18 protein-coding genes and 6 pseudogenes are annotated in these 24,963 nt (G+C 66.2%); 17 read left to right on the top strand and 7 right to left on the bottom strand.

Annotation, left to right across the window (positions count from 1 at the left end; genetic code table 11):
• Positions 1 to 312 precede the first annotated feature (312 nt).
• Positions 313 to 1,704 carry an IS1380 family transposase gene (locus tag IPK37_15105; protein ID QQS00211.1) on the bottom strand — a complete coding sequence of 464 codons (1,392 nt, stop codon included), beginning with the start codon at positions 1,702 to 1,704 and terminating at the stop codon, positions 313 to 315.
• 345 nt (positions 1,705 to 2,049) lie between these two features.
• On the opposite strand from IPK37_15105, the gene IPK37_15100 reads away from it, so the two are divergent.
• On the top strand, positions 2,050 to 2,223 hold the full coding sequence (locus IPK37_15100; protein QQS00210.1) for a hypothetical protein: 174 nt from the start codon (positions 2,050 to 2,052) through the stop codon (positions 2,221 to 2,223).
• A gap of 22 nt (positions 2,224 to 2,245) precedes the next feature.
• Here the strand turns inward: IPK37_15100 and IPK37_15095 are convergent.
• Positions 2,246 to 3,636 (bottom strand): annotated as a pseudogene (locus IPK37_15095) (IS1380 family transposase).
• A 523-nt stretch (positions 3,637 to 4,159) separates the two neighbouring features.
• Here IPK37_15095 and IPK37_15090 point away from each other — a divergent pair.
• From IPK37_15090 to IPK37_15080, 3 genes are read left to right on the top strand one after another with little or no spacing between them, the layout of a single operon-like run.
• The gene (locus IPK37_15090; protein QQS02919.1) at positions 4,160 to 4,930 is read left to right on the top strand and encodes an ABC transporter ATP-binding protein; all 771 of its coding nucleotides are present in this window, start codon (positions 4,160 to 4,162) and stop codon (positions 4,928 to 4,930) included.
• Positions 4,927 to 5,670, top strand: a complete 744-nt coding sequence (locus tag IPK37_15085) for an ABC transporter permease (GenBank protein ID QQS00209.1) — start codon at positions 4,927 to 4,929, stop codon at positions 5,668 to 5,670. The genes IPK37_15090 and IPK37_15085 overlap by 4 nt, the downstream gene beginning before the upstream one ends.
• Positions 5,671 to 5,723: 53 nt before the next feature.
• Positions 5,724 to 6,233: a hypothetical protein gene (locus tag IPK37_15080; GenBank protein ID QQS02918.1), complete on the top strand. Its 510-nt coding sequence runs from the start codon at positions 5,724 to 5,726 to the stop codon at positions 6,231 to 6,233.
• A 16-nt stretch (positions 6,234 to 6,249) separates the two neighbouring features.
• On the opposite strand, the gene IPK37_15075 is transcribed toward IPK37_15080, so the two are convergent.
• Positions 6,250 to 6,552: a DNA cytosine methyltransferase gene (locus tag IPK37_15075; GenBank protein QQS00208.1), complete on the bottom strand. Its 303-nt coding sequence runs from the start codon at positions 6,550 to 6,552 to the stop codon at positions 6,250 to 6,252.
• Positions 6,553 to 6,707: 155 nt separating this feature from the next.
• On the opposite strand from IPK37_15075, the gene IPK37_15070 reads away from it, so the two are divergent.
• From IPK37_15070 to IPK37_15015, 12 genes and pseudogenes are all read left to right on the top strand, one after another.
• The gene (locus IPK37_15070; GenBank protein ID QQS00207.1) at positions 6,708 to 10,274 is read left to right on the top strand and encodes a relaxase domain-containing protein; all 3,567 of its coding nucleotides are present in this window, start codon (positions 6,708 to 6,710) and stop codon (positions 10,272 to 10,274) included.
• 239 nt (positions 10,275 to 10,513) lie between these two features.
• Positions 10,514 to 11,059, top strand: a complete 546-nt coding sequence (locus tag IPK37_15065) for a hypothetical protein (GenBank protein QQS00206.1) — start codon at positions 10,514 to 10,516, stop codon at positions 11,057 to 11,059.
• Positions 11,060 to 11,147: 88 nt separating this feature from the next.
• A pseudogene (locus IPK37_15060) lies at positions 11,148 to 12,549 on the top strand (IS1380 family transposase).
• 85 nt (positions 12,550 to 12,634) lie between these two features.
• Complete coding sequence (locus IPK37_15055) at positions 12,635 to 14,074, top strand: ATPase (protein ID QQS02917.1); 1,440 nt, start codon at positions 12,635 to 12,637, stop codon at positions 14,072 to 14,074.
• Complete coding sequence (locus IPK37_15050; GenBank protein ID QQS00205.1) at positions 14,055 to 14,867, top strand: hypothetical protein; 813 nt, start codon at positions 14,055 to 14,057, stop codon at positions 14,865 to 14,867. Before IPK37_15055 ends, IPK37_15050 begins: the two co-directional genes overlap by 20 nt.
• A complete protein-coding gene (locus IPK37_15045) occupies positions 14,864 to 16,141 on the top strand; it encodes a 7-cyano-7-deazaguanine synthase (GenBank protein ID QQS00204.1) in 1,278 nt (425 codons plus the stop codon). The genes IPK37_15050 and IPK37_15045 overlap by 4 nt, the downstream gene beginning before the upstream one ends.
• The gene (locus tag IPK37_15040; GenBank protein ID QQS00203.1) at positions 16,138 to 16,896 is read left to right on the top strand and encodes a TatD family hydrolase; all 759 of its coding nucleotides are present in this window, start codon (positions 16,138 to 16,140) and stop codon (positions 16,894 to 16,896) included. Before IPK37_15045 ends, IPK37_15040 begins: the two co-directional genes overlap by 4 nt.
• Before the next feature lie 177 nt (positions 16,897 to 17,073).
• Positions 17,074 to 17,454, top strand: a complete 381-nt coding sequence (locus tag IPK37_15035; protein QQS00202.1) for a sulfate permease — start codon at positions 17,074 to 17,076, stop codon at positions 17,452 to 17,454.
• Positions 17,451 to 17,690 carry a hypothetical protein gene (locus tag IPK37_15030; GenBank protein ID QQS00201.1) on the top strand — a complete coding sequence of 80 codons (240 nt, stop codon included), beginning with the start codon at positions 17,451 to 17,453 and terminating at the stop codon, positions 17,688 to 17,690. The genes IPK37_15035 and IPK37_15030 overlap by 4 nt, the downstream gene beginning before the upstream one ends.
• A 306-nt stretch (positions 17,691 to 17,996) precedes the next feature.
• Entirely contained in the window at positions 17,997 to 19,541 is a 1,545-nt protein-coding gene (locus tag IPK37_15025) for an IS21 family transposase (protein ID QQS02916.1), read from the top strand.
• The gene (locus IPK37_15020) at positions 19,538 to 20,320 is read left to right on the top strand and encodes an ATP-binding protein (protein QQS00200.1); all 783 of its coding nucleotides are present in this window, start codon (positions 19,538 to 19,540) and stop codon (positions 20,318 to 20,320) included. Before IPK37_15025 ends, IPK37_15020 begins: the two co-directional genes overlap by 4 nt.
• 178 nt (positions 20,321 to 20,498) lie before the next feature.
• Positions 20,499 to 21,311, top strand: a pseudogene (locus IPK37_15015) (ISL3 family transposase).
• A gap of 34 nt (positions 21,312 to 21,345) precedes the next feature.
• Here the strand turns inward: IPK37_15015 and IPK37_15010 are convergent.
• Positions 21,346 to 22,696, bottom strand: a pseudogene (locus IPK37_15010) (IS256 family transposase).
• Positions 22,697 to 22,743: 47 nt separating this feature from the next.
• Between IPK37_15010 and IPK37_15005 the strand changes: the two are divergent.
• Positions 22,744 to 23,262 (top strand): annotated as a pseudogene (locus IPK37_15005) (transposase).
• A gap of 107 nt (positions 23,263 to 23,369) precedes the next feature.
• Here IPK37_15005 and IPK37_15000 read toward each other — a convergent pair.
• The 3 genes and pseudogenes from IPK37_15000 to IPK37_14990 form a co-directional block, all read right to left on the bottom strand.
• Entirely contained in the window at positions 23,370 to 23,726 is a 357-nt protein-coding gene (locus IPK37_15000) for an SdpI family protein (protein QQS00199.1), read from the bottom strand.
• Between the two features lie 112 nt (positions 23,727 to 23,838).
• Positions 23,839 to 24,153, bottom strand: coding sequence for a hypothetical protein (locus IPK37_14995; protein QQS02915.1), 315 nt, complete (start codon positions 24,151 to 24,153; stop codon positions 23,839 to 23,841).
• Positions 24,154 to 24,279: 126 nt separating this feature from the next.
• Positions 24,280 to 24,897: pseudogene (locus tag IPK37_14990) on the bottom strand (recombinase family protein).
• Positions 24,898 to 24,963: the final 66 nt, after the last annotated feature.

The raw sequence follows: 24,963 nt of genomic DNA, 5'->3' as shown, positions 1-24,963 counted from the left end.
CACCACCCCCCCCCCGACAACCCGCAACACAGCCCTCGTCCGTGGAAGACGACGCCCACCGGAAGCGCCGCCCCGGGACATTGTCATACCCACCGGCCAGAATCAGCCCCACCGAGGCGTCAACGACGGCCCGGCCCCCACCAGCAAGCCCCCATGCAACATCCGGGCTAGCCCCGGTCTTTCATGACGGTGCCGACGACGGCATCGCTGCGTGGGGTGAGTCGATGACGGTGCGCGGGTACGACGTTGGGCCGGCTGGCGCTGCCGGGCTGCGGTTCTCCGGGTCGTGATGTCGTGGGCGGACGGGGGGGGTCAGGCGGGTTGTGGGATCGCGGCGATGTTGGCGAAGACTGCGACGATCGCGGCCGCCCATGGCCACGACTCGGGTATCCGCAAGCGTCGTCGGCGGGCGCTGTGAGTCAGCCGGGCTGGGACGTGAAGGAAGCGGTAGCGCAGCGCTTTCGGCTCACACGCCGCCAGCGACTTCGCGTCTCCGGTCAGTGCGAGGAGCCGGGTCCATGCGGTCAGGTCGGCAGCGATCTGCACCAGCATCAGCCACACCCGGTTGATCTCGAACTCCCGCGACGGGAACCGCCCCAGCCCCGAGTCCTTGGCGTGCCGGATCCGGTCCTCGACCCGAGCGTGCGCCCGATGCCGGGCCTCGAGGAAAGCCAGTTGTCCGGTCGTGGTGTTGGTGACGAAGGCTTGGTAGCGCCAGCCGTCACGTTCCTCGAACAGCGACAGTTGGGCGCCGGGATGGGGTCGTTCGCGGCGCACGATGACGCGCATTCCGGTCGGCCAGCTGCTCAGGTCCAAGAGCCCGGTGAGCTCGGCGACGTCACCTCCTTCGCGGATCCCACCGTCGGCGTCGAGTGCCGGGGTCCAGACCTTCTTCGGGACCAGGTCGATGGCGTCGCGGATCTTCTCGGTGACCGCGAAACCCACGCTGTACTCCACGCTGCGGCCACGGACCCGGTTCTGCTCGGTAAGCCAGTCCAGCAGCTTGTGCGATGCGCCCGCGCCGTCGGAGCGGATGAGCAGCTTCTTGCGGTGCGTGCCGGGGATCTGCGCGATCGCGTCGGTGAGGACCTCGATGTGGTCGGCGGCGGTGTTCGAGCCGGCATTGCCAGCGCGGAGCTTGGCGGCGAGGAACTCACTCGTGTTGTCGCACCACACCCCGAGTGGGTGGAACCCGAAGGTCCGCTTGAACGTGGCCGCCGCGTTCTCCTTCTCGCTGTGGCTGATCACGATGGTCGCGTCGGTGTCGAGCACGATCAGATCGTCAAGATCGGTCCCGGCGACCTTGCTCGCCGGGACGCCGTCAGGCAGCTGGGACCAGACCTGGCGGCGGACCCGCGCCCGCGCGTTCTGGATCCTCTTCAACCGGCCAGGTGTGACCTCGTCCAGTGCCCGCCACACCGTCGGCGCCGACGCGACACGGCCCAGCACGCTGGACTGGTGGCGCAGCACGTCGATGTCGGCGATCGCCTCCCCGCCGTCGGCGAGCATCACCGCGACGTCGGTCAGCACCCTGCCGCGGTCGTGACCGGGGACGAAGTTGCGGCGGACCATCACCTTGGACAACTCGGACGTGAGGCCGACCCGGTCGGCCAGAAGGCGGGTGGCGACGCTGCCCGCATGGGCCACCACGCCGACACCATCGGAGGTCACGGACAAGCCGGTAGACCACGAAGTACGCTTCACCTACGGAGTGCCTTCCGGTTCGGAGATCTTGAGTCGTCGCAAACCCAAGTTTCCCTTGCTGGACAGGCACTTCCGTGCTTCTACGCGCCGATCACACCCGAGTCTCGTGAACGATCCGGGCTAGGGACCGTCCCAGTTGCAGTGGCCCTCGGGGCGGTGGTCTGGCTTTTCAGCGGGAGTCTGCTCGCGACCATCCTCGCGCCGGCGACGTCCTTTGCCATCGGCTTCATGGCAGGGCGCTGGTACACAGCTCGAGCCTGGGACTTCATACCCCGAAAGCGGCAGCTCGATACCGGCATCACTAGCTGGAGTCTGGGTGCCGCCTGCATCGATGGAGTCGCACTCGTGATCGCGACTCTCGCGCTGGTCCTCGCCGCTCAAGCCAACGCGGTCCCCCTAGCCCCGGTCTTTCATGACGGTGCCGACGACGGCATCGCTGCGTGGGGTGAGTCGATGACGGTGCGCGGGTACGACGTTGGGCCGGCTGGCGCTGCCGGGCTGCGGTTCTCCGGGTGGTGATGTCGTGGGTGGACGGGTCGAGTCAGGCTGGTTGGGGGATGGCGGCGATGTTCGCGAAGACCGCGACGATCGCGCCGCCCATGGCCACGACTCGGGTATCCGCAAGCGTCGTCGGCGGGCGCTGTGAGTCAGCCGGGCTGGGACGTGAAGGAAGCGGTAGCGCAGCGCTTTCGGCTCACACGCCGCCAGCGACTTCGCGTCTCCGGTCAGTGCGAGGAGCCGGGTCCATGCGGTCAGGTCGGCAGCGATCTGCACCAGCATCAGCCACACCCGGTTGATCTCGAACTCCCGCGACGGGAACCGCCCCAGCCCCGAGTCCTTGGCGTGCCGGATCCGGTCCTCGACCCGAGCGTGCGCCCGATGCCGGGCCTCGAGGAAAGCCAGTTGTCCGGTCGTGGTGTTGGTGACGAAGGCTTGGTAGCGCCAGCCGTCACGTTCCTCGAACAGCGACAGTTGGGCGCCGGGATGGGGTCGTTCGCGGCGCACGATGACGCGCATTCCGGTCGGCCAGCTGCTCAGGTCCAAGAGCCCGGTGAGCTCGGCGACGTCACCTCCTTCGCGGATCCCACCGTCGGCGTCGAGTGCCGGGGTCCAGACCTTCTTCGGGACCAGGTCGATGGCGTCGCGGATCTTCTCGGTGACCGCGAAACCCACGCTGTACTCCACGCTGCGGCCACGGACCCGGTTCTGCTCGGTAAGCCAGTCCAGCAGCTTGTGCGATGCGCCCGCGCCGTCGGAGCGGATGAGCAGCTTCTTGCGGTGCGTGCCGGGGATCTGCGCGATCGCGTCGGTGAGGACCTCGATGTGGTCGGCGGCGGTGTTCGAGCCGGCATTGCCAGCGCGGAGCTTGGCGGCGAGGAACTCACTCGTGTTGTCGCACCACACCCCGAGTGGGTGGAACCCGAAGGTCCGCTTGAACGTGGCCGCCGCGTTCTCCTTCTCGCTGTGGCTGATCACGATGGTCGCGTCGGTGTCGAGCACGATCAGATCGTCAAGATCGGTCCCGGCGACCTTGCTCGCCGGGACGCCGTCAGGCAGCTGGGACCAGACCTGGCGGCGGACCCGCGCCCGCGCGTTCTGGATCCTCTTCAACCGGCCAGGTGTGACCTCGTCCAGTGCCCGCCACACCGTCGGCGCCGACGCGACACGGCCCAGCACGCTGGACTGGTGGCGCAGCACGTCGATGTCGGCGATCGCCTCCCCGCCGTCGGCGAGCATCACCGCGACGTCGGTCAGCACCCTGCCGCGGTCGTGACCGGGGACGAAGTTGCGGCGGACCATCACCTTGGACAACTCGGACGTGAGGCCGACCCGGTCGGCCAGAAGGCGGGTGGCGACGCTGCCCGCATGGGCCACCACGCCGACACCATCGGAGGTCACGGACAAGCCGGTAGACCACGAAGTACGCTTCACCTACGGAGTGCCTTCCGGTTCGGAGATCTTGAGTCGTCGCAAACCCAAGTTTCCCTTGCTGGACAGGCACTTCCGTGCTTCCACGCGCCGATCACACCCGAGTCTCGTGAACGATCCGGGCTAGCCGTCATCGCATATGCGATCGGCGCTGCTGTCGCCGTCGTACTGGTCCAAGGAATCGAACTCGCAATCCTCGCTACGCGAACGACTACTCGTCGGAAAGCACTTCCGAAGGTCGTCATGATGGGAGCAGTGGCCGTCTCGTGTCTCACTGCCGCCCTGATGGGAATTGGTACCCACTGGTACCAGCAACTGGTTTGGGTTGCCCTACTCGGAGCCGGGACCCTTCTGCTGGCGCAAGCGCTCTGGTGGGTTTTCGCCTTCTCCCAGAAACGCGAACGGGCCACTACGGAGAATCCATGATTCCCAACCTGGACCGCTGTTCGGACTACCGCGAGACAGCCAGAGCCGAGGCGCTGGCACTCAGCCGTCGCGCACAAACCGAGACGTTCGGCGACGCATGATGAGCCAGATAGTCCAGCAAAGCCCAGCCATTGAGGTACGCGGACTACGCAAGCACTTCAAAGGCTCACGGGCGATCGACGACGTCAGCTTCTCGGTGGAGAGAGGTGAGATATTCGGCGTCCTTGGCCCCAACGGTGCGGGCAAGACCACGACGGTGGAGTGCATCACCGGTGCGCTGAAGCCCGACAGCGGTGACATCACCGTGCTCGGCGTCAATCCTTTGCAGGACCGCCACGTTGTTCGCGAACGGGTCGGATATCAAATGCAGGCGTCGGCCCTGCCTGCCAACCTTCGGGTCAAAGAGGCACTGGACCTCTACGCGTCGTTCTACGCATCTCCCGCACCCGTGGCGGATCTCATGGACGCCGTCGGTCTTGCTCCCCATCGCAATCGCCCGTTCGGCAAGCTCTCCGGCGGGCAGAAGCAACGCCTGTCCATCGCGCTCGCGTTGATCGGCACGCCGGACATCGTCGTCCTTGATGAGTTGACCACGGGCGTCGACCCCGAAGGAAGACGCGAAGTCTGGAGACTCGTCGAAGACTTCAAGGACCAGGGGATCACTTTCATCCTCGTGTCTCACGACCTCGATGAGATCGACCGTCTCTGCGACCGCTTTACGATCATCGCCGACGGCCGGACACGATTTGTCGGCACATCTGACGAACTCGTGCGCCGGTACCCAGCCCCGTCGCCGTCCCGCTGGGCGCTTGAGGATGCCTACGTCGCGTTCCTGAACGACGCGCGCCAGCAGGAAGGAACGAACCGGTGAAGGCCCTGACAGCGTTGACGAAGACCGAGACCCGGCTGTTCGTCCGCAACCCCACAAGCATGTTCATGGCGCTCCTCCTGCCGGCCGGGCTCCTGCTGTTGCAGGCATACGTGATCCCGGGAACGCGGGAACCCATCGCGGGCGAATCCGGTCTACGAGTGATCGACCTGTTCCTGCCCGTCGCCATCGCGATCGCGCTGACGAGCGTCGCCGTGACGAACTACCCATCGACGATCGGCGCATACCGGGAGAGCGGAGTGCTGCGGCGGCTCGACGTCACGCCGGTCGGCCCAGCCCGCGTCCTGTTCGCCCAGTGGATCATCAGCGGGCTCTCGTTCGCGGCAGCGACCACGCTCACGGTCGTGCTCGCCGGCGTCACCTTCGGCGCAGCGGCTCCGCGCAACATTCCCCTCGTGATCGCGATCCTCGGTCTCGGTGCGCCGACCATGATGGCCCTAGGCTCCTTGATCGCCGCCGTCGCACCCAGCGCGCAAGCGGCATACGGCATCGGGCTTCTCGTCTTCATGGCATCGCTCTTCACCGCCGGCGTCTGGACACCCGGTCCGATGATGTCCGATCCCGTCCGGGACGCCGTCGGCTTCACACCCCTCGGAGCGATGACACAACAGCTCACAGCCGCATGGTACGGAGGGGCCGTCGAGGGCACGGCGTTCCTTGTGATGGTCGCGTGGCTCATCGCGTGTGCGATCATTTCAGCGAAGGTCTTCCGCTGGCGATAACGCTCCCTCGACATCACTCGCTACCCGAGATGAACAAGGACGGATCGAATCTGATGACCGAGACCTCAACCGCTCCCGATCCAACAATGGAGGCCATCGGCAACGCCGTAGTTCTCGGATCCGCGGGGGACCCCGCGTCGGCCCGCCGCGATCTACTCGCTATCTGGGATCAGATTGGTGTCATCGGTGACCCGTTGCACCGCTGCACCCTTGCTCACTACCTAGCCGATCTTCACGACGATCCCGCAGAAGCGCTCATCTGGGACCTACGCGCCCTCGATGCCGCCCACGCCCTCACGGACGAACGTGCGCAGCAGCACCACGCCAGCCTCCACGTCGCTGGGTTCTATCCGAGCCTCCACCTCAACATCGCCGACGACCTCCGCCGACTAGCTTCTTTCGACGCGGCCGATGAATACATTCAGGACGCCGAACGGCACGCCTTCGCGCTATCCGAGGATGCCTACGGCAACACCATCCGCACGGCGATCCACGAAGTTCACAAAGCTATCGACAACCGCGATACCGCACGCCGGACATCCGCGACGGGCGCGGCCCGGTGACGCACGAGCAGGATTGTCATCCTAGACTCGGTTGGAGCGGCGTAGCGGCTGCAGCGTGTCGATCGCTTCGGTCATGGGTGACGAGAGCCCGCATGGGGGTGCCCGGGGCGAGTCCGTCCCGCGTGCCAACGGTCGATACGTCTTGGCGTGGGACCCCGCCGCAGAGCACGTCGACCGTGTGCACGTCATCCCAATCGATGGTAGCGATGTCACCCAGATTCGGTGCGTCGGGCCAGTGGTGAGCGAAGACACGGGCGACGTGCTCGTCAGACCGGACCCCGTCCGCGACCGCGAACGGGTCACCATGAACCTCGGACAAACGCGGGGCGCAGCAACCTCCCCGGCTTCACACTAAGCACCGCCCGCCGCCGAACAGGACCACCACACGTCTTTCTGTAGAGGCGCGACCGCGCAGTATCGCGCCCAAGAGCGGCGGCTTCCGGCCCACCTTGCGAGCAGGGAAGGGAGACCGTGGTGACGGTTTCGATGCGCGTGATGACGGCGGGCGATGGTTACAAGTACCTGCTCCGCTCGGTCGCGGCCGGTGACGGTGACCGCTCCCTTTCGACCCCGCTGACCCGCTACTACGCCGAAGCGGGGAACCCTCCCGGCTTCTGGGTCGGCCAGGGCCTCGCCGCCCTCGGGCACGGCGAACTGACGACGGGCTCGGAAGTGTCGGAGGCGCAACTCGAGCTGCTGATCGGGTCCGGCCGTGATCCCATCACCGGCGACCCACTCGGCAAGGCGTACCCGACGTTCGCACCCGTCGCCGAGCGGATCGAACGCCGCACCAAAGCCCTCGACGCAGAGCTAGGTCCGGCAGCGCGCGCGGTCCAAGCGGCGCGGATCGAGGCCGAGGAAGCCGAGCGGGGAACCCGGCGTGCGGTGGCGGGATTCGACTTCACCTTCTCGGTGCCGAAGAGCGTGTCGGCGTTGTGGGCGGTTGCCGACGCCGGGACGCAAGCGTTGATCGCGGACGCGCATCATGCGGCTGTTGCGGACCTGGTTGCGTTCCTCGAACGCCAGGTTGCAGTCACCCGTGCTGGTGCGGACGGCCCCGAGGGCACGGTTGCACACGTCGATGTCCTCGGCGTCGCCGCAACCGCGTTCGACCACTACGACTCCCGGGCGGGCGACCCGCAGTTGCACACTCACGTCGTCATCAGCAACAAGGTCAAGACCGCCCAAGACGGCAAATGGCGCGCCCTGGCCGGACGTCCGATGCACGCCGCGGTCGTCGCGGTCTCCGAGCTCTACAACGCCGCCCTGGCCGACCAGCTCACCCGCACCCTCGGCATCGAGTGGGAGACCCGCGACCGGGGCCGGGACCGCAACCCCGCCTGGGAACTCGTCGGCGTCACCGAAGAACTGATCGGTGAGTTCTCCACCCGGTCACGACACATCGAGGCAGAGAAAGAACGCCTCATCGCCGAGTACCTCGCCACGCACGGCCGGCAGCCCTCCGCCCGGATCGTGTTGAAGCTCCGCGCCCAAGCAACCCTGGCAACGAGACCCGAGAAGCACATCCACTCGCTCGCAGACCTGACCCGCCAATGGCGGGAACGCGCTACCAGGGTGCTCGGTCAGGACGCGACCGGCTGGGCACGCACCCTCACCCGAGCCGCCGTGGACACGCCGGCTCGGGTGTTGCGGTCCGATGACGTGCCGCTGGATGTCGTGCGCGAGGTCGGCCTGTCGGTGATGGCGACGGTGAGTGAGAAGCGGTCGACGTGGACGCGCTGGAACCTGCACGCCGAAGCCTCCCGCCAGTTGATGGGCTGGCGGTTCGCCTCGATGCTGGATCGAGAGGCGATCACCGGGCTCGTGGTCGATGCCGCCGAACAAGCCTCGCTCCGCCTGACCCCGCCCGAACTCGCCTCCAGCCCGGTGCAGCTCCGCCGCCCTGATGGCACCTCACGGTTCCGGCCGCACGCCTCAGTGCTGTTCTCGTCCGAAGCCCTGCTCGCCGCCGAAGACCGACTCCTTGCCCGCGCCAACACTCTCGCCGGGCCGGTGGTCTCGTTGGAGACGGTCGAACGGATCACCAGCCGCCCCGACCCGCGAGGCCGGATGCTCGGTGAGGATCAAGCCGCAGCCCTGGCCGCGATCGCCGTCTCCGGCCGCACCCTCGACGTGCTGGTCGGCCCCGCCGGCGCAGGCAAAACCACCGCCATGTACGCACTCCGCCGCGCATGGGAACAGGAGCACGGCCCCGGCTCCGTCGTCGGGCTCGCACCATCCGCCGTCGCCGCCCAGGTCCTCGCCGACGATCTGGGCATCACGACCGAGAACACAGCGAAATGGTGGCAGAACCACCTCATGCACGGCACCACGTTCGAGGCGGGCCAGCTCGTCATCATCGACGAGGCATCCCTGGCCGGCACCGCCTCCCTCGACCGCATCACTGCCGAAGCCGAACAGGCCGGCGCAAAGACCCTGCTGGTTGGTGACTGGGGGCAACTCCAATCGGTCGATGCCGGCGGCGCGTTCTCGATGCTCGTCAACGCCCGCGACGACACCCCCGAGCTACTCGACATTCACCGCTTCACCCACGAGTGGGAGAAGACCACCTCCCTCCAGCTCCGCCACGGACGCGCTGAGGCGATCGACACCCTCCTCGACCACGACCGCATCACCGGCGGCGACCAAGAAGCCATGATCGACACCGCCTACGGCGCGTGGCGGCGCGACCTCTCTGTTGGTCGTGCGTCGATCCTCGTGGCCGAGACTCACGAGACCGTCACCGCTCTCAACGCCAGAGCGCGGGCTGACCGGATCATCGACGGCACCGTGCACGGCACCCGAGAAGTCGGGCTGCATGACGGCACCGCCGTGTCCGAGGGCGATCTGGTCATCACCCGCCACAACGACCGCCGCCTCCGCAACGGCCGATCCTGGGTCCGCAACGGCGACCGCTGGATCGTCACCGGGGTTCATGCGGACGGGTCGCTCAGCATCCGCCCGGTCGGCCGCTGGCTGCGTGGCGGGATCGTCCTGCCCGCCGACTACGTGGCCGAACACCTCGACCTCGGCTACGCCATTACGGCCCATAGAGCGCAGGGAGTGACGACCGATACCGCGCATGTCATCGCGACCGCGACTACGACGCGGGAGAACTTCTATGTAGCCATGACTCGCGGTGCTGACGGGAACTATGCCTATGTCGTCCTGGATCGGCCTGACGGCAGTCACGGGGTGCCGCACCCCAGCGACAACCCGGACGCCACCGCCCGGTCGGTGCTCTACGGTGTGATCCAGCATGTCGGCGCTGAGCTGTCGGCGCATGAGGCGATCGCTGCCGAGCAGGAGCGGTGGAGCAACATCGGCCAGCTCGCCGCCGAGTACGAAACCATCGCCCAAGCCGCCCAACACGACCGCTGGGTCACCCTCCTCGCCACCGCCGGGCTCACCGTCGGGCAGGTCGATGCCGTGCTCGACTCCGACGCCTACCCGGCCCTCTCGGCCGAGCTACGGCACGCCGAAGCCAACCACCACGACCTCGACGCTCTGCTGCCGCGTCTGATCGCGGCACGCGGGCTGGACGATGCCGACGACATCGCTTCGGTAATCCACGCTCGCGTCGCCCGCGCCACCGCCCGGCCTGCCGAGTCCGGCCGCACCCGCAAACCGCCTCGGCTCATCGCCGGACTCATCCCATACGCGGACGGGCCGATGGCCGACGACATGCGCCAAGCCCTGGACGAGCGCCACGAACTGATCGAAGCCCGCGCCGACGCCGTGCTCACGGGCGCGTTTACCGACGAAGCACCGTGGACAACCCAACTCGGCCCGGCGCCGAAGGACGGGAAGCCTGGGGAGGCATGGTGGCGAGCCGCCCGCACGATCGCGGCTTACCGCGACCGCTACCAGATCACTGACGACCGCCACCCGCTCGGCCCCGCACCGGAGAGCACCAGCCAGAAGATCGACGCCGCCCGCGCCCGCGCCGCCGTCGCTCAAGTCCAGGCACTTTGGAACGAGACCGCGACAGCCGACCAAGATCGACGGCCTCGCATCGTCGGGGTGGCCCCGAGCCTGTGATGCGACCTGGACAGCACTACTCGGCGCGGAGACGTCCGAGAGTAGAGCAAGCGTCCAGGCATCAGACGCAAACATGAGCAATGGCTCTTCCCACGCCCTACTCACAGTGACCGAGCCAAGACCTCCAGACTGGTAGGCCCGCGATTCTCCGTCCTCCGATCCACTGCACATGGGACAATCGGAGCGAAGTCAGGCTCAGGTCGCCGATCGGAGCAAGCAACGCGAGGAGGCGGCCGAGCATGTGGACCGACAACGAGACCGACCGCGACTTCCTCAACTTCGAGGGCGTCGCCGACACCATCGCCGAGGTCATCGTCAGTGCTGACGGGCGACCCGTGTCGATCGGAGTGTCCGGTGCCTGGGGTGTCGGCAAGTCCTCCATGATCAAGCTGACCAAGACGTCCCTCGCTAAGCATCAGCCAGCGAAAGGACCCAAGAAGTTCGTCTTCGTAGAGTTCAATGCATGGTTGTACCAAGGATATGACGACGCTCGTGCAGCACTCCTCGAAGTGATTGCCAACAAGCTCGAAGCCGAAGCGGAAGCTCGCGAGACGGGAATCGACAAGGCCAGAGATTTTCTCTCGCGCGTGCGATGGTTCCGCCTCGCCAAGCTGATCGCGCTGCCCGCTGCATCCATGGCGCTGGGGCTTCCGCCGATAGGACTCGCAGGCGAGATTTCCGGAGTCGTCAAGGACGCAATCTCTGGCAGTCTGACTGGCGAGGGGCTGGAGTCTCTTGGCGAGCAGGCGTCGGCCACAGCTAGCCCGGAGATTTCACGGCGGTGAGCGTGCCGTGACGTGAAAAGTGCCCTTGAGCTGCGAGGATGTCGATTGTCTAGGCCGATATCCGCGTGGTTCGAAGGGCACTTCCCAGGTGAGTAAGCGTAGCGGTCCCTATCCCCTTGTCCGAGTCGACACCGCGGCAGTGCCCGCGGTCGCGCACGCGGGGGTGTGCTGCTGACCCGGACCGCGACCACCTCCGGGCTGGTCGGGGCGTTGAGTGCGGCGCTGACGCCGTGGCGTAAGTCGCTGGCCCGGCATGACCCGGCCAAGGTGCTGCTCGATCTGGCGATCTCGCTGGTCCTGGGTGGGGACGCCTGCCGTGATGTGGCGCTCATCCGCTCCGAGCCGGGCCTGTATGGCCTGGTGGCCTCTGATGCCACGATCTCGCGCACGATCGCGGCCCTGGCCGGCGACGTGGCCGCCGTGGAGAAGGCCGTGGCCGCGGCCCGAACCGCGGCCCGCGCCCACGTGTGGCATCGGGCCGGAACCCATGCCCCGAACCACGCAGCCTCAGCAACCGATCCGCTGGTCATCGACCTTGACGCGACGCTGATCACGGCCCACTCCGAGAAGGAGAACGCCGCCGCCACGTTCAAACATGGCTACGGCTTCCACCCGCTGTGCGCCTTCCTCGACCACGGCAAGACGGGCACCGGCGAACCGCTCGGCATGCTGCTGCGAGCGGGGAACGCTGGGTCGAACACGGCCGCTGACCACATCGCCGTGACCAAGACGGCGCTGGCGGCGGTGCCCGGGATCAACCCCTCCCGGCCCGGCAAGAAAGTCTTGATCCGCACCGACGGCGCCGGTGGCACCCGGGAGTTCCTGACCTTCCTGGACCGGCGCGGCCTGTCGTACTCCATCGGGTACACCCTGCCCACCAGCACGCCCCAGCTGTACGCGCTGATCCCCGAGACCGCCTGGCAGGTCGCCCTCGACGCCGACGGCGGCGTCCGGGACGGCGCGGCCGTCGTCGAGCTCACCGACCTCCTCGCGGCTAAGGGTCTCCTCACGGGGTACCCGGCCGGGATGCGGGTCATCGTCCGACGCGAACGACCCCACCCCGGCGCCCAACTCCGCTTCACCGACGTCGGGGGTACCGGCTGACCGCTTTCGTCACCAACACGACCCGTGGGCAACTGGCCGACCTGGAACTACGCCACCGGCGCCGGGCCCGCTGCGAAGACCGGATCCGCATCGCCAAAGACACCGGCCTGACCAACCTGCCCCTGCAGGGCTTCGCCCAGAACCGAATCTGGCTCCTGATCGTGCAACTCGCGAACGACCTGATCGCGTGGATGGGCATGCTGGCCTTCACCAGCACCGATGCCCGCCGCTGGGAACCCAAGACGCTACGGCTGCGGCTCTTCACCATCGCAGCCACCCTGGCCCACACCGGTAGGCAACGCCTGCTCCACCTCAAGGTCACGGCGCCCTGGGCGGGACTCTTCACCACCGGATGGGACCGCCTCGCGATCCTGGCCCCGCCCTGAGCAACGCCACCACCCCGCCCCGACAACCCGCAACACAGCCCTCGTCCGTGGAAGACGACGCCCACCGGAAGCGCCGCCCCGGGACATTGTCATACCCACCGGCCAGAATCAGCCCCACCGAGGCGTCAACGACGGCCCGGCCCCCACCAGCAAGCCCCCATGCAACATCCGGGCTAGCGCTGCCTCCGCTCTCGTAAAGCCGAAGGAATCGGTCTCGCCGCCGAAGGAGATCCAGGCCCTTCGCGATTCGTTCGAAGATGCGATCAAAGCACTCGACATCACACTCGTGGTACTCATCGACGATCTGGATCGGTGCATGCCTGGCACGACAATATCGACACTGGAAGCCATTCGTCTTTTCCTGTTCCTTGATCACACAGCGTTCGTCATCGCTGCCGACGACAACATGATCAAGTACGCCGTCAAGAAGCATTTCGGTGGACTCGAAGACGACGAACTGATCACCAACTACTTCGACAAACTTGTCCAGATACCTATTCGCGTGCCAGCGCTTGGAACACAAGAAGTTCGCGCCTATCTCATGATGCTATTCATCGAGAACAGCGACCTTGACCAGGCGAAGAAGGATCAGCTTCGGACGTCGATTGCGGGCCAGCTCCGAGAGACTTGGAAGGGCAAGCGCGTCGATCGGTCATTCGTTAGTAGCTGCGGGATTGAGTTGAAGCCCGCGCTGCTTGCTCGGTTGGAAACAGCGGAGCGGCTTGCTCCGCTAATGACAACGTCTGAGCGGATCGCAGGAAATCCTAGGTTGATCAAGCGGTTCCTCAATGCGCTTTCGATCCGTATGACAATCTCGACTGCTCAAGGCGTAGGCGTGGACGAAGCTGTTTTGGCGAAGCTGCTCCTGTTCGAGCGCTTGGCGTCGCCCGCGGCATACGCCGCATTGACCGCCGCGGTGAATGCCGACCCAGATGGGAAGCCTCAGATCCTGACTCCGTGGGAGGACGCGGCCACGAAGGAAGAGGAGTTCGAGCCCGACGAGGCGTGGGATGAAGTATTCGTGCGTGAGTGGTTGTCCCTCCCTCCGGCGCTCGGCCAGGTCGACCTCCGTGGTGCGCTCTATGTCGGGCGCGAGCATGCTCCCTTGGTCACAGCATCGGATCGTCTCTCGTCCGCTGCAGCCGATCTGCTTCGAGCGCTTGTCGAGGACCCACAGGAATCGAACGCTCTCGTTGCCGACCTGGCGGCCCTGCCTCGAACCGAGCTGTCGATCATGATGGATCGCGTGCTTGCGCGCGCTCGTCAGGTCCAAGAGTGGGGCGCTCCGCCGATCCTGGACGCCTGCATTGCTCTAGCCACGGCCGACCCGAACCAAGGCCGGAGCGTTGCGGGATTCCTCATCGAGCGGCCCGGCAAACAGATTCAGGCAAGCATCGTGCCGAAGATTGAGTCCGAGCCGTGGGCCGCCGAGGTGCTCAAACACTGGGCCGCTGCTGGGGATGTCGAGGGTCCTGTAAAGAAGGTCATCGAGGGGAGGTCGAAGAGTGGGAACGTCGCAAAGTAGTACCGGACCAGGCGCTGGGGTCGCTCTCGTCCCGCCGTGGGCCGACGATGTGCCCCCAGACGACCCTACTGACCCGAGTGCTGACAACGCCCCCGACGATTCCGATCAGACCCCGCCGCGGGAAGCGCCCCCCGCACGGTTCAGGGACACTCGCCGAAGCCTCGGAAGCTATGCCCGCAACGGAGACAGCAAAGACCTACGTCGTGCGCTCGGTCACTATGTGAGAAGCGGTTACGGCGGTACCGCAACTATGACGCGCCGGCTTGGCGGAACCGCCGCCACAGCCGGGCGGCTAGGCACGATGCTCCAGTCCGGTCGAACGCCGGACGGGGCATCGCTCCGTGACGCAGCTCTGGCCAATGGAAGCGACGCGAACGCCGTACTCGACGCGATCGTCGATACGGCAAGTCCCGCGGACGGGACGCAGGACAAGGAAGCGTCACGCCTGTCAATCCGCAACGCGTTATCCGATCTTCTTGTCAGGTTCCCGGATGCGGACCTCTTCGCGCTGACCGAAGCACAGAGAAACTACGTGATCGAGCGCTATGCGGCTCTTGACGTGTATGCGCGCTTCTGCCTTGACTTGCAGAAGACTGTGCTGGACAAAGCTCCAGATGCGGTTACAGGGATGCGCCGACTGCGATACATCCGTGAGTTCATATCGGAACAGGTCTCGGAATCATTCCGCAAGATTCGTGACGAAAACGCATCTCCGACGACTCGGAGCATCGCTCAACTTACCCGTGCTGCGCTCCGCGAGACGCTAGCAGTTTTCGAGGAGTACACCTCATGAGGTACCTCAGCGTTCCGAAGTTGGAGAGAACTGATCGAAGCGGCGACCAGACTCCCATCTTGCTGTTCGGACGCGACGGAACTGGCGACGCACTCACGGCGGGATGGTCTGCCGCGGAGAAGGTTCGCCGACAGAAGCTGATGCCGGATACCGCCGCCTGGGACTTGCTCGCCATCGCCCTGTCAGTTGTTGTCGCCGACGGGACGACGCTGCGAAGCTCTAGCCCGGACGGATGGACCCGACAGATCGAACTTGAGATCGCGCTGAGCGATCCGGATCGGTGGAGCCCCCATGCTGATGCGATAGCCACGGCGTTGAGGTTTCTTACCACCGATCTTTGGACCATCTCGTTCCGAGATGGCGGAACGATTCCAACCCCACCCAAGAAGCCTCGATACCCGACGAGTGACGCCGTTGCTCTTCTGTCTGGCGGCCTCGACTCCTTGATCGGAGCGATCGACCTCACTGCTGCGGGAACGACACTGCTCGCCGTCAGTCAAACGGTGCGGGGAGATGCGGCGAAGCAAGACCGGTTCGCTCAGCGGATTGGCGGAGGTATCGACCACCTTCAGCTCAATCACAACGCAAGTACGCCCCGCGGCCAGAAGGAGACCTCACAACGCTCCCGTTCGCTGATCTTCCTGGCATTCGCCGTACTGGCCGCGACCGCTACTCGTCGTCATGCCTACGGCCAACCGGTACCGCTCTACGTATGCGAGAACGGCTTCATTGCGATCAACCCACCGCTGACGACTGCGCGCGTGGGAAGCCTCAGCACTCGAACTGCGCATCCCGAGTTCCTGGGACGGATGCAAAGCATCTTCGATGCCGTCGGACTTAATGTCCAGATCAAGAACCCGTACGCGGAGAAGACCAAGGGCGAGATGCTTCGTGAGTGCCTCGACCAAGACCTACTGTCGACCGAGGCGCCGCTATCGACGAGCTGTGGTCGATTCCAACGCTTCAACTACAGGCATTGTGGGCGATGCGTCCCATGCCAGATTCGACGCGCATCGTTCGAGGCATGGGGGCGCCCAGACCCGACTGAGTACGTGTACGACAACTTAGCTATCCAAGACGAGGACCATGCAGCGTTTGACGACGTTCGCTCCGTAGCCATCGCGCTGCTCACCATCGAGCAGGACGGATTCGACCGCTGGCTCGGACCGACTCTCAGCTCCCCACTCATTCACAACCGACTCGAACTTCGAGACATGCTCCAGCGTGGTTTCGGTGAACTGCGGACGGTCCACGAGAAATACGGCCTAGTGTGATCGACTTCCACTGCCACCTCGATCTTTACCCATCGCCACCTGCCGTAGCCGATGAGAGTCAGCGCCGCGGTATCGGTCTACTTTCGGTAACCACGACGCCCTCCGCGTGGAACGGCACCGCGAGGCTCGCCGAGGGACGGTCTACGATCCGCACTGCAATTGGCTTGCACCCTCAACTCGCGGGACAGCGAAAGCATGAACTCGCTCTCTTCGACAGGTACTTGGCGAACACTCCCTTTGTTGGTGAAGTGGGCCTAGACGGGTCGCCCGAGTGCCGCGCCTTCTGGGAAGACCAGTTGGAAGTCTTCGACCACGTACTTCAGGTGTGTAGCGCAGGCGACGAAAAGGTCATCTCGATCCACAGTCGCAGAGCGGCCAAAGACGTACTTGACCACCTTGACCGCTACGACCGGATCAAGACCCCAATACTCCACTGGTTCTCGGGCTCACGCTCGCAAATGGAACGTGCTGTCGGGCGCGGATGCTGGTTCAGCGTTGGACCAGCAATGCTGGCCGGCGCGAAAGGCAAGGACCTCGTTGCGGCCATGCCCAACGACAAGGTTCTCCTTGAGACTGACGGACCGTTCGCACTGGTTCGGCGTCAGGGATTGAACCCGTGGGACGTCACCGCGGCTCTCAGGCCGATCGCGGAGCTGTGGGGCGTGACCGAACACGAAGCACAGCAGCGGATCGAAGCCAACGAGCGAGCGCTGTTTGCTCCCGTCCCAGGTGCACTACGCCGACCAACCACCTAGCGGAGCACGCATGCCTCATCGATGAGGGTTCCCTCTGCCGGGGTCCAGTCGTAGACTCGGTGGTGGAGGCAGGTTCACAACTCTGCGGGTCCTCTGGGACGGCCCCTCTGCGGGCACTCATTCATAGCTGCCTCACGACGGACATCCGTCGCGCTATGACATGGAACGAGTCCCGTAATGAGTACCCTCGCACTCACCATCTTCTTCAACGTCCGCTACCGGCTGCTCAGGTACGCGCCGACCAACATCCTGCTGATCCGCACCCATGGTCGTCACGGAGTCAGGTGGTTCCTGTTCGCCGTCAGCTTGGCCGTGGTGTACTTCTACGCCGCCGCGATCTGCACCACGCTCCTCAACCACGACGGCCCCGGCTGGCTCAACGCACTGGTGATCCTGTTCACCTTGAACGGCTTCAAGATGCTTCGCATCGACCCGGTGACGCTCGTGCTCCGGCGCTACATCCGCGTCCCCCAGCCTGACCGAAGCGCAGACGCCGACACCTACGGCGAGGAAGTGCAGGGTCCGTACGAGGTAGAGACGATGGGGGCGACCCGATGAGCGCCCGCGAAGTTGACCGCTCAGGCGACGCAGTAACGAGCAAGCCACGCAAGGCCCCGCCGGCACGGATGCGTAACTACCGCATCGTCGCCCAACCACGCACCGAGCCGGACCTGCACGAGCTCGCCCAACTCTTCATCAGAATGGCCTTCGCGCGCGCCGACGCCGAACGCCAGGAGCGACGCGGCCCGACCGCATCACCTCGACAAGAGTCGCCCAAGGATGTCGGCAACTGAGGTTGGCAACAGGAAGGCCACCGGGAACTCTCCCCGGTGGCCTTCGTCTGTTTCACGGCTCTTCGCGAACGAGGGTGTTCCGCGGGTCGAGTGGGGGTAGGCGTCGAGGTCTGTCGGCGGCCACGAGAAACTGCCCGGAGACGGCCACGAAGCTGCCCGCTGGCGGACGTGAGAACTGCCCACTGACGGTCATGGGATCTGCCCGACACGACGTCGTCTGCCTCGCCGACCTGCGCGGTTGAGGCCCCTTCCTCGGGTGCGATGAGCGGTGCTGATGCGCCCTATCGCTCCCGAGGAAGGGATGAGTTGAAGTCTGCCGAGGAGATCATGGAAATGTTGGATGCCTACGACCTAACAGGTTCGTTGCGCGATGCCGGCGAGCTGGCTGGCTGCTCCCACCACACGGTGAAGCGGTACGTGGATCGCCGTGCTGGCGGCGGGGAGTTGCCGGCGGCGGCGGTGCGGCCGATGTTGATCGATGAGTATCTGCCCAAGGTCGAGGAGTGGGTCGAGCGGTCGGTCGGGAAGGTCCGTGCCGATGTGGCGCACGAGAAGCTGCTCGCCCTGGGCTACGGAGGGTCGGAGCGCACCACCCGCCGTGCGGTCGCGAAGGTCAAGAAGTCCTACCGGGCCGGACACGTGCGGGTGCACCGTCCCTGGGTGACTGAGCCGGGGATGTGGTTGCAGTACGACTACGGCGATGGCCCCGTCGTCGACGGCGTCAAGACCGTGCTGTTCGTCGCCTGGCTGGCTTGGTCGCGGTTCCGGGTCGTGTTGCCGATCCGCGACAAGACGATGCCCTCGGTGTTCGCTGCCCTGGACGTGACGTTCCGGCGGCTGGGTGGGGTGCCGACCTATGTGTTGACCGACAACGAGAAGACCGTCACGGTCGAGCACATCGCCGGAATTCCGGTGCGGAATCCGCAGCTGGTGGCGTTCGCCGAGCACTACTCGATGGTCGTGCACACCTGCGTCCCGGCCGATCCGGCGTCCAAGGGCGGCACCGAGTCGTCGGTGAAGATCAGCAAGGCCGACCTGGTCCCCAAGGACACCAACCTGCGCGAGGGGTACGCCTCGTTCGCCGAGCTCGAGGCGGCGTGCGTGGAGTTCTGCGAGAAGGTCAACACCCGAGCGCACCGGGTCACTCGTCGGCCACCGATCGAGATGCTCGCCGAGGAACGGGTCCGGCTGCACCCGGTCCCGATGACCCCGCACACGGTCGCGTTCGGCACCACGCGGGTGGTGCCGGGCAACACACCGATGGTGATGTTCGAGTCCGGCCAGTACTCGGTCCCGCATGCCCTGCTGGGTGCGACGGTGTGGGTCCGTGCCCATGGTGTCGGCGAGGACGAGTGGGTCGTCATCGTCCACGTCGGCCAGGACGGTCCCCTCGAAGTCGCCCGCCACCGCCGGGCCACACCCGGCACCCCGAAGATCGATGACGAGCACTTCCCAGCCCAGCCGTCCGGGCCACTGGACCGCCAGCCCCGTGCGAAGAACCCGGCCGAGTCCGACTTCCTCGACCTGGGCGAGGGCGCGAGGTTGTGGCTGATCGAGGCCGCCGCCGCAGGCACACCACGGATGCGCGTCAAGATGGCCGAAGCCCTCAGCTTGGCCAAGCTGTTCGACCCCGTCGAGGTCGACTGGGCACTGGGCCACGCCGCCGTGCACGGCCGGTTCGCCGAAGCAGACCTGTCCTCGATCCTGGACCACCACGCCCGAGCACCGAAAGCCGGTGAGCACCGGGCCAGCGAGGACTCCTCGCTGACCCAGGGCACCAGCGCATGGGCACGGCTCGGTGAACAGGTCGGCCAGCACGACGGCCGCGACGGGAACGAGGTGGCCCGATGACGACGAGAAGCACGGCGTCAGCACCGCCGCTGCCAGCCGAACTGGAGGAGCTGTTGCGCCGGTTGCGGCTGCCGCACATCCGTCGTCACGCACCCGAGGTCGTCGCAACCGCGAAAGCCCAACGCTGGGAGCCCGCCGAGGTGTTGAAGGCGCTGTTCGCCGAGGAGGTCGCCGGCCGGGAGCGTTCCGCACTTGTCACCCGGCGAGCGTCGGCGGGCTTCCCCACCGGGAAGACCTTCGACGCGTGGCAGCCCGAGGCATCCTCGATCCCAGTCCCGACCCAGCAGGCGCTCCGCACCCTGGAATGGGTCCACCGCCGCGAGAACCTCGTGGTCTGCGGCCCGTCGGGCACCGGGAAGACGTTCCTGCTGGAGGCCCTTGGCCAGCAAGCCGTCGAGGCCGGGTTGAAGGTCGCCTGGTTCACCCTGGAAGACCTCGGCGTCCTACTCCGAAGGCACCGTGCGGACGACACTGTCACCAAGGCCATCGCCCGGGTCCTGCGCGCCGACCTGGTCATCGTCGATGACATCGGCCTGCTGCCGGTCGCCGCGGACGCCGCCGAGGGGCTCTACAGACTCGTCGACGCCGCCTATGAGAAGCGGTCAGTCGCGATCAGCTCGAACCTCCACCCCTCTGGGTTCGACGAGCTGATGCCCAAGACGCTGGCCACCGCCACGGTGGACCGACTGCTCCACCACGCCCACGTCTGCCAGACCAGCGGCGACAGCGTCCGGCTCACCCAAGCACTCGCCGGTCAAGGGGTGAGCCCGTTGAACTGACCACCCTGGTCGGTGGTGGCCACAACCCCCTTGGGTAGATCCCGTGGCCACCACCGGGCAGATCTCGTGACCGTCAGCGGGCAGCTTTCATGTCCGCCACTGGGCAGTTCCGACTGTCCCTTGACAGAGGTCCCCTGATGATGGGAGTTCTCACACCGCCCATCCAGAAGACCTCGACGTGCTTCACGCTACATTCGCTGACCCTGACCTGACCGCCTTCTGCCGCCTGGAAGAGCTTGGGCTCGTCGCTGTCGGGCAGCGGCTCGAGCCGGGCCGGGCCGTGATCGAGTGCCGCCTCACCGAGCCGGATCCGTGGTGCCGGAGCTGTGGCGCCGAAGGGGTGTCGCGGGGCACGGTCACGCGTCGGCTGGCGCATGAGCCGTTCGGTCACCGACCTACGACGCTGCTGGTGCGGGTGCGCCGCTACCGCTGCCAGGGGTGCGCCAGGGTCTGGCGTGAAGACAGCGACACGGTCGCCCCGACGCGGGCCAAGCTGTCTCGCCGGGGGCTGGCCTGGGCGCTGGAGGCGGTCGTGATCGATCACCTGACGATCTCCCGGGTCGCGGCCGGGCTCGGGGTCGCCTGGCACACCGCGAACAACGCGGTGCTGGCCGAAGGGCGACGGCTGCTGATCGATGACCCAGCCCGCTTCGATGGCGTGGCCGTGGTCGGTGTCGATGAGCACGCCTGGCGCCACACCCGCCGTGGTGAGAAGTACGTGACCGTGATCATCGACCTGACTCCGGTCCGTGACGGCACTGGCCCGTCACGGTTGCTGGACATGGTCGAAGGCCGCTCCAAGCCGGTGTTCCAGGACTGGCTCGCCGCCCGCCCGAGGCAGTGGCGCGACGGGGTGCAGGTGGTCGCGATGGACGGCTTCACCGGGTTCAAGAGCGCCGCCGCCGCAGAAGTCCCCGACGCTGTCGCGGTGATGGATCCATTTCACGTGGTGCGCTTGGCGGGTGAAGCGCTGGATGTGTGCCGGCGGCGGGAGCCTGTCAAGTTCTCTGTGTAAGTGATCTGGGTCACAGATGTGGGTTGATGCGGTCGGGGTAGGCCAGGGCGAGCTGCTCCAGGGCCTGCTTCCAGTTGGTGACGACTTGGCCTTCGACGAGGCGGCCGGGGGCGCGTCTCTTCTCGGCGGGCAGGCCGCGTTCTTTCTCGCGTTCTCGGGCTCGCTTGTCTTCGATATTGCAGATCGCCAGCCAGAGCAGCTTGACGGCGGCGGCGTCGTTGGGGAAGTGGCGCGGTTCTTGGTGACCTTGCGCAGCTGGAAGTTCAGCGACTCGGCCGCGTTGGTGGTGTAGATGACGCGGCGCAGCTCGGGGCGGGAACGCCAGGAACGGGGTGAACCGGTCCCAGGCGTCGTGGAACGTCTTGACGGCCGAGGGGTACTTCTTGCCCCAGTTCGAGTCCTCGAAGGTGCCCAGCGCTTCCAGTGCGGCGTCTTCGTTGACGGCGGTGTAGATCGGTTTCAACGCCGCGGCGACGGCCTTGCGGTCGCCGTAGGAGACGAACCGCATCGCGGCCCGGATCAGATGCACCACGCAGGTCTGCACGGTCGCCGCCGGCCAGGTCGCGGCGATCGCGTCGGGAAAGCCGGTCAGCCCGTCGCAGCACACGATCAGCACGTCCGACACGCCCCGGTTGGCGAGCTCGGCGCAGACCCCGGCCCAGAACTTGGCGCCTTCGGTGGTCTGCACCCAGATCCCCAGGACGTGCTTGATGCCGTCGAAATCGACCCCCGACGGCGATGTGGGCGGCCTTGTTCGACACGTGCGCGCCGTCGCGGATCTTGACCACGATCGCGTCCAGGTACATCACCGGGTAGAGCGGTTCCAGCGGCCGGTGCTGCCAGGCGAGGACCTCCTCGCTGATCTGATCGACGATCTTGGAGATCGTCTCGTGCGACAGATCGGTGCCGATCGTGGCGGCCAGATGATGGCCGATGTCGCGGATCGTCATGCCGCCGGCGTAGAGACTGATGATCATCGCGTCCAGCCCCTCCAGGCGCCGCGCACCCTTGGGGACCAGCATCGGGGTGAAGGAGCCGTCCCGGTCCCGCGGCACCGCCAGCTCCACCGGGCCGACCTCGGTCGCCAGCGTCTTGGACGTGGTCCCGTTCCTGGAGTTCGCGAACTCCGCCGCGTCCGGGTCGCCGCGTTCATAGCCCAGATGCTCGGTCAGCTCGGTATCCAGGCCCCGCTCCAGCGCGGCCTTCAACATCGCCCCCAGCACCCCCTGATCCCCGGTCAGAGGCTGCCCGGCATCGAGCTGGGCGAACACCTCATCCAACGCCCCCGAAGCCGCCAACCGCTCCGCGAGCTCTGCCTGCTGCCGGCGACGCTCCTGGCGCTCCGGACTCACCTTCACCATGCTCATAGCGTCTCTCCTTCCAGATGGAGTGACCCCTTACACAGAGAATCTGACACCCCCGGCGGCGGGTCCAGCAGGACATCTTCGGCCGCCGCAGCATGAGCGGGGACCCGCTCTACTCGGCCCGCCGCACCCTGCTCACCGGCGCCGGGCTGCTGCAACCACGCCAGCTCCAACGCGTCGAGGCGCTCTTCGAGGACGTCCGGCACGCCGCCGTGGAGGCGACCTGGGGCGTCTACCAAGACATCATCACCGCCTACCGCGAGCCCGACCGCGGCCTGGGCAAGCACTTCCTGACCCTGACGATCAAGCGGATCGGCGCCGCGGTCCCGGCCGAGCTGGAGGAGATCCGCAAGCTCGGCCGAACCCTGAAGAAGCGCGCTGCTGACGTGCTGGGCTACTTCGACTACCCGCGGACCAGCAACGGGCCCACCGAGGCGATCAACGGCCGCCTCGAACACCTACGCGGCTCCGCCCTCGGCTTCCGCAACCTGGCCAACTACATCGCACGGTCACTGCTGGAAGCCGGCGGCTTCAGACCACGCCTATGCCCGGGGCAGCGGTGAGACTGGTTGGTTACGGCAGGGCCGGGTGCGCCGAGAAACACATCATCAAGATGCCGTGACGAGCGCCGACGCTAGCCTGGCAACGAGATGCAGGCGGCACCGGGGCGCTACTCGTCGTCAGCGTCCCGGGCGGCGACGTGGGCAACCCTCGCAATCACGGCGCACAGGATGACCACGGCGCCATAGGCGACGCTCACAAAGATCGCCAGACCAGCTGGCCGCTCATCCGCGATCGAGCGGATCATCAACGCGATCACGCCAAGGACGAGCGCGAGGACGCCGGTCGCGAGCACCCATCGGGCAGCAGCTCGATGACCGCGTGCCCAAGCTTCGTCCGAGGCCATCGTCGCCCTGGTGCGGATCCCGACCGTGCGATTGCGCTCCAGCCCATCCCCCCTGATCGCAGCAGAGAACCCTAGAAGCACGACCGCAAGGAAGAACAGGCCGATTGCCGCCGAGACCATGAGCCCTCCCCGCTGCAACCGTAGCAACAAGCACAGCGTCGATGCCGTCCTCGCACACACTGCTGCATCACCGGTTGCTCAGCCCTACACCCTCATCTGCGGAGAGCCTGTTTCACGCGCTGATCGCCGATGCCTCGACCAGTGCGCGCCGCACGGCTTTGCGATCCACACCCATGCTCTGCGCGATCGCCCTCATCGAGACACCGCCGAGGTGGAGACGCACCGCTTCGGCCGCCTCTTCTACTCCGAGTCCCGGACGGCGACGCCCGACGCGGCGCCGCGTGAGGTGCGCCGACACGGTGGCGCGATGAACGCCGTACCTGTCTGCCAGCTCGTTGACCGTCGTACCATCGAGGTAGTCGTCAACGAGGCGGTCGACCTCAGCAGCGGTGAGAAAGGTTTGAAGATGTTCAATCCTCCGCACCACGGGGCCACGAGAGTCCGCCACCGGCGCGGTTTCCGGACGCTGAGACACCCGATAGACACCCCGCTTCCAGCGTGTGACCAGGGTCTTTAGGCGCGGGGTGAGGTTGGAGAACGTACTACGCAGGGACCCCAGATGGGTCAGGTTTGAACTTTCGACCAAGGGGCCACCCTTGGTCGAGGTTCCAACCTGGCCCTCTTTCTTTGCTTGGGCGGCCCAGCTCAGGGCGTCGGCCTGCAAGTCCGGGATGCTGAGCCCGTCGTACGGGGTCCGGTAGCCGACGCGCACGTCGTTGTCCTCGTCGATGTAGATCGCCTTGAACAGTGCCTGATTGAGGAGCCGACGGTTTGCGTCGTCGGCGCGGGCGTAGATGTCAGCGGCGTTCGACAGTAACGTCAGCGAGTCATTGAGGTTCGCTCGTGCGTCGGCGTAGTGGCCGTGGTGCGCGTTGATCCGGTACTCGATGGTCTCCAGCGACGCGGTGATTCGGTCCTGCTCCCGCTTGAGAAGGTCGAGTGGAATGGCGCCGGCGTAGGGTGCCTGGAGTAGCTTCTGCTGCTCGCCTTCGACCTGAGTTCTACGGTTCGCGAGGCCGCCGAGTTCCGCTGCTCCCTCGGACATCATCTCGTCGAACCTGGCATGGAGCATCGCCGAGAGCGCCTGCTTCGTTTCGGGGTCGATCTGGACCCGCGCGTAGAAGCGTTCGACGAGTCGTTCGACCTGCTCGATGAGCATCGCCTGCCGGGTGTGTCTACGGAGCTCAGCCCCACCACCGCACCGTCGCGTTCAGCGAGCCAGAGCGTCTCGACTGCT

The organism is Austwickia sp., from assembly GCA_016699675.1.
In the GTDB taxonomy this organism is placed as follows: Bacteria; Actinomycetota; Actinomycetes; order Actinomycetales; family Dermatophilaceae; genus Austwickia.
This window is presented reverse-complemented; position numbering and strand designations above follow the sequence as displayed.

Bases quoted from the DNA above. Each gene is read 5' to 3' on its own strand.
- IPK37_15000 (QQS00199.1), bottom strand. From the start codon at position 23,726: ATGGTCTCGGCGGCAATCGGCCTGTTCTTCCTTGCGGTCGTGCTTCTA.
- IPK37_15035 (QQS00202.1), top strand. From the start codon at position 17,074: ATGAGTACCCTCGCACTCACCATCTTCTTCAACGTCCGCTACCGGCTG.
- IPK37_15080 (QQS02918.1), top strand. From the start codon at position 5,724: ATGACCGAGACCTCAACCGCTCCCGATCCAACAATGGAGGCCATCGGC.
- IPK37_15090 (QQS02919.1), top strand. From the start codon at position 4,160: ATGAGCCAGATAGTCCAGCAAAGCCCAGCCATTGAGGTACGCGGACTA.
- IPK37_15045 (QQS00204.1), top strand. From the start codon at position 14,864: ATGAGGTACCTCAGCGTTCCGAAGTTGGAGAGAACTGATCGAAGCGGC.
- IPK37_15020 (QQS00200.1), top strand. From the start codon at position 19,538: ATGACGACGAGAAGCACGGCGTCAGCACCGCCGCTGCCAGCCGAACTG.
- IPK37_15065 (QQS00206.1), top strand. From the start codon at position 10,514: ATGTGGACCGACAACGAGACCGACCGCGACTTCCTCAACTTCGAGGGC.
- IPK37_15030 (QQS00201.1), top strand. From the start codon at position 17,451: ATGAGCGCCCGCGAAGTTGACCGCTCAGGCGACGCAGTAACGAGCAAG.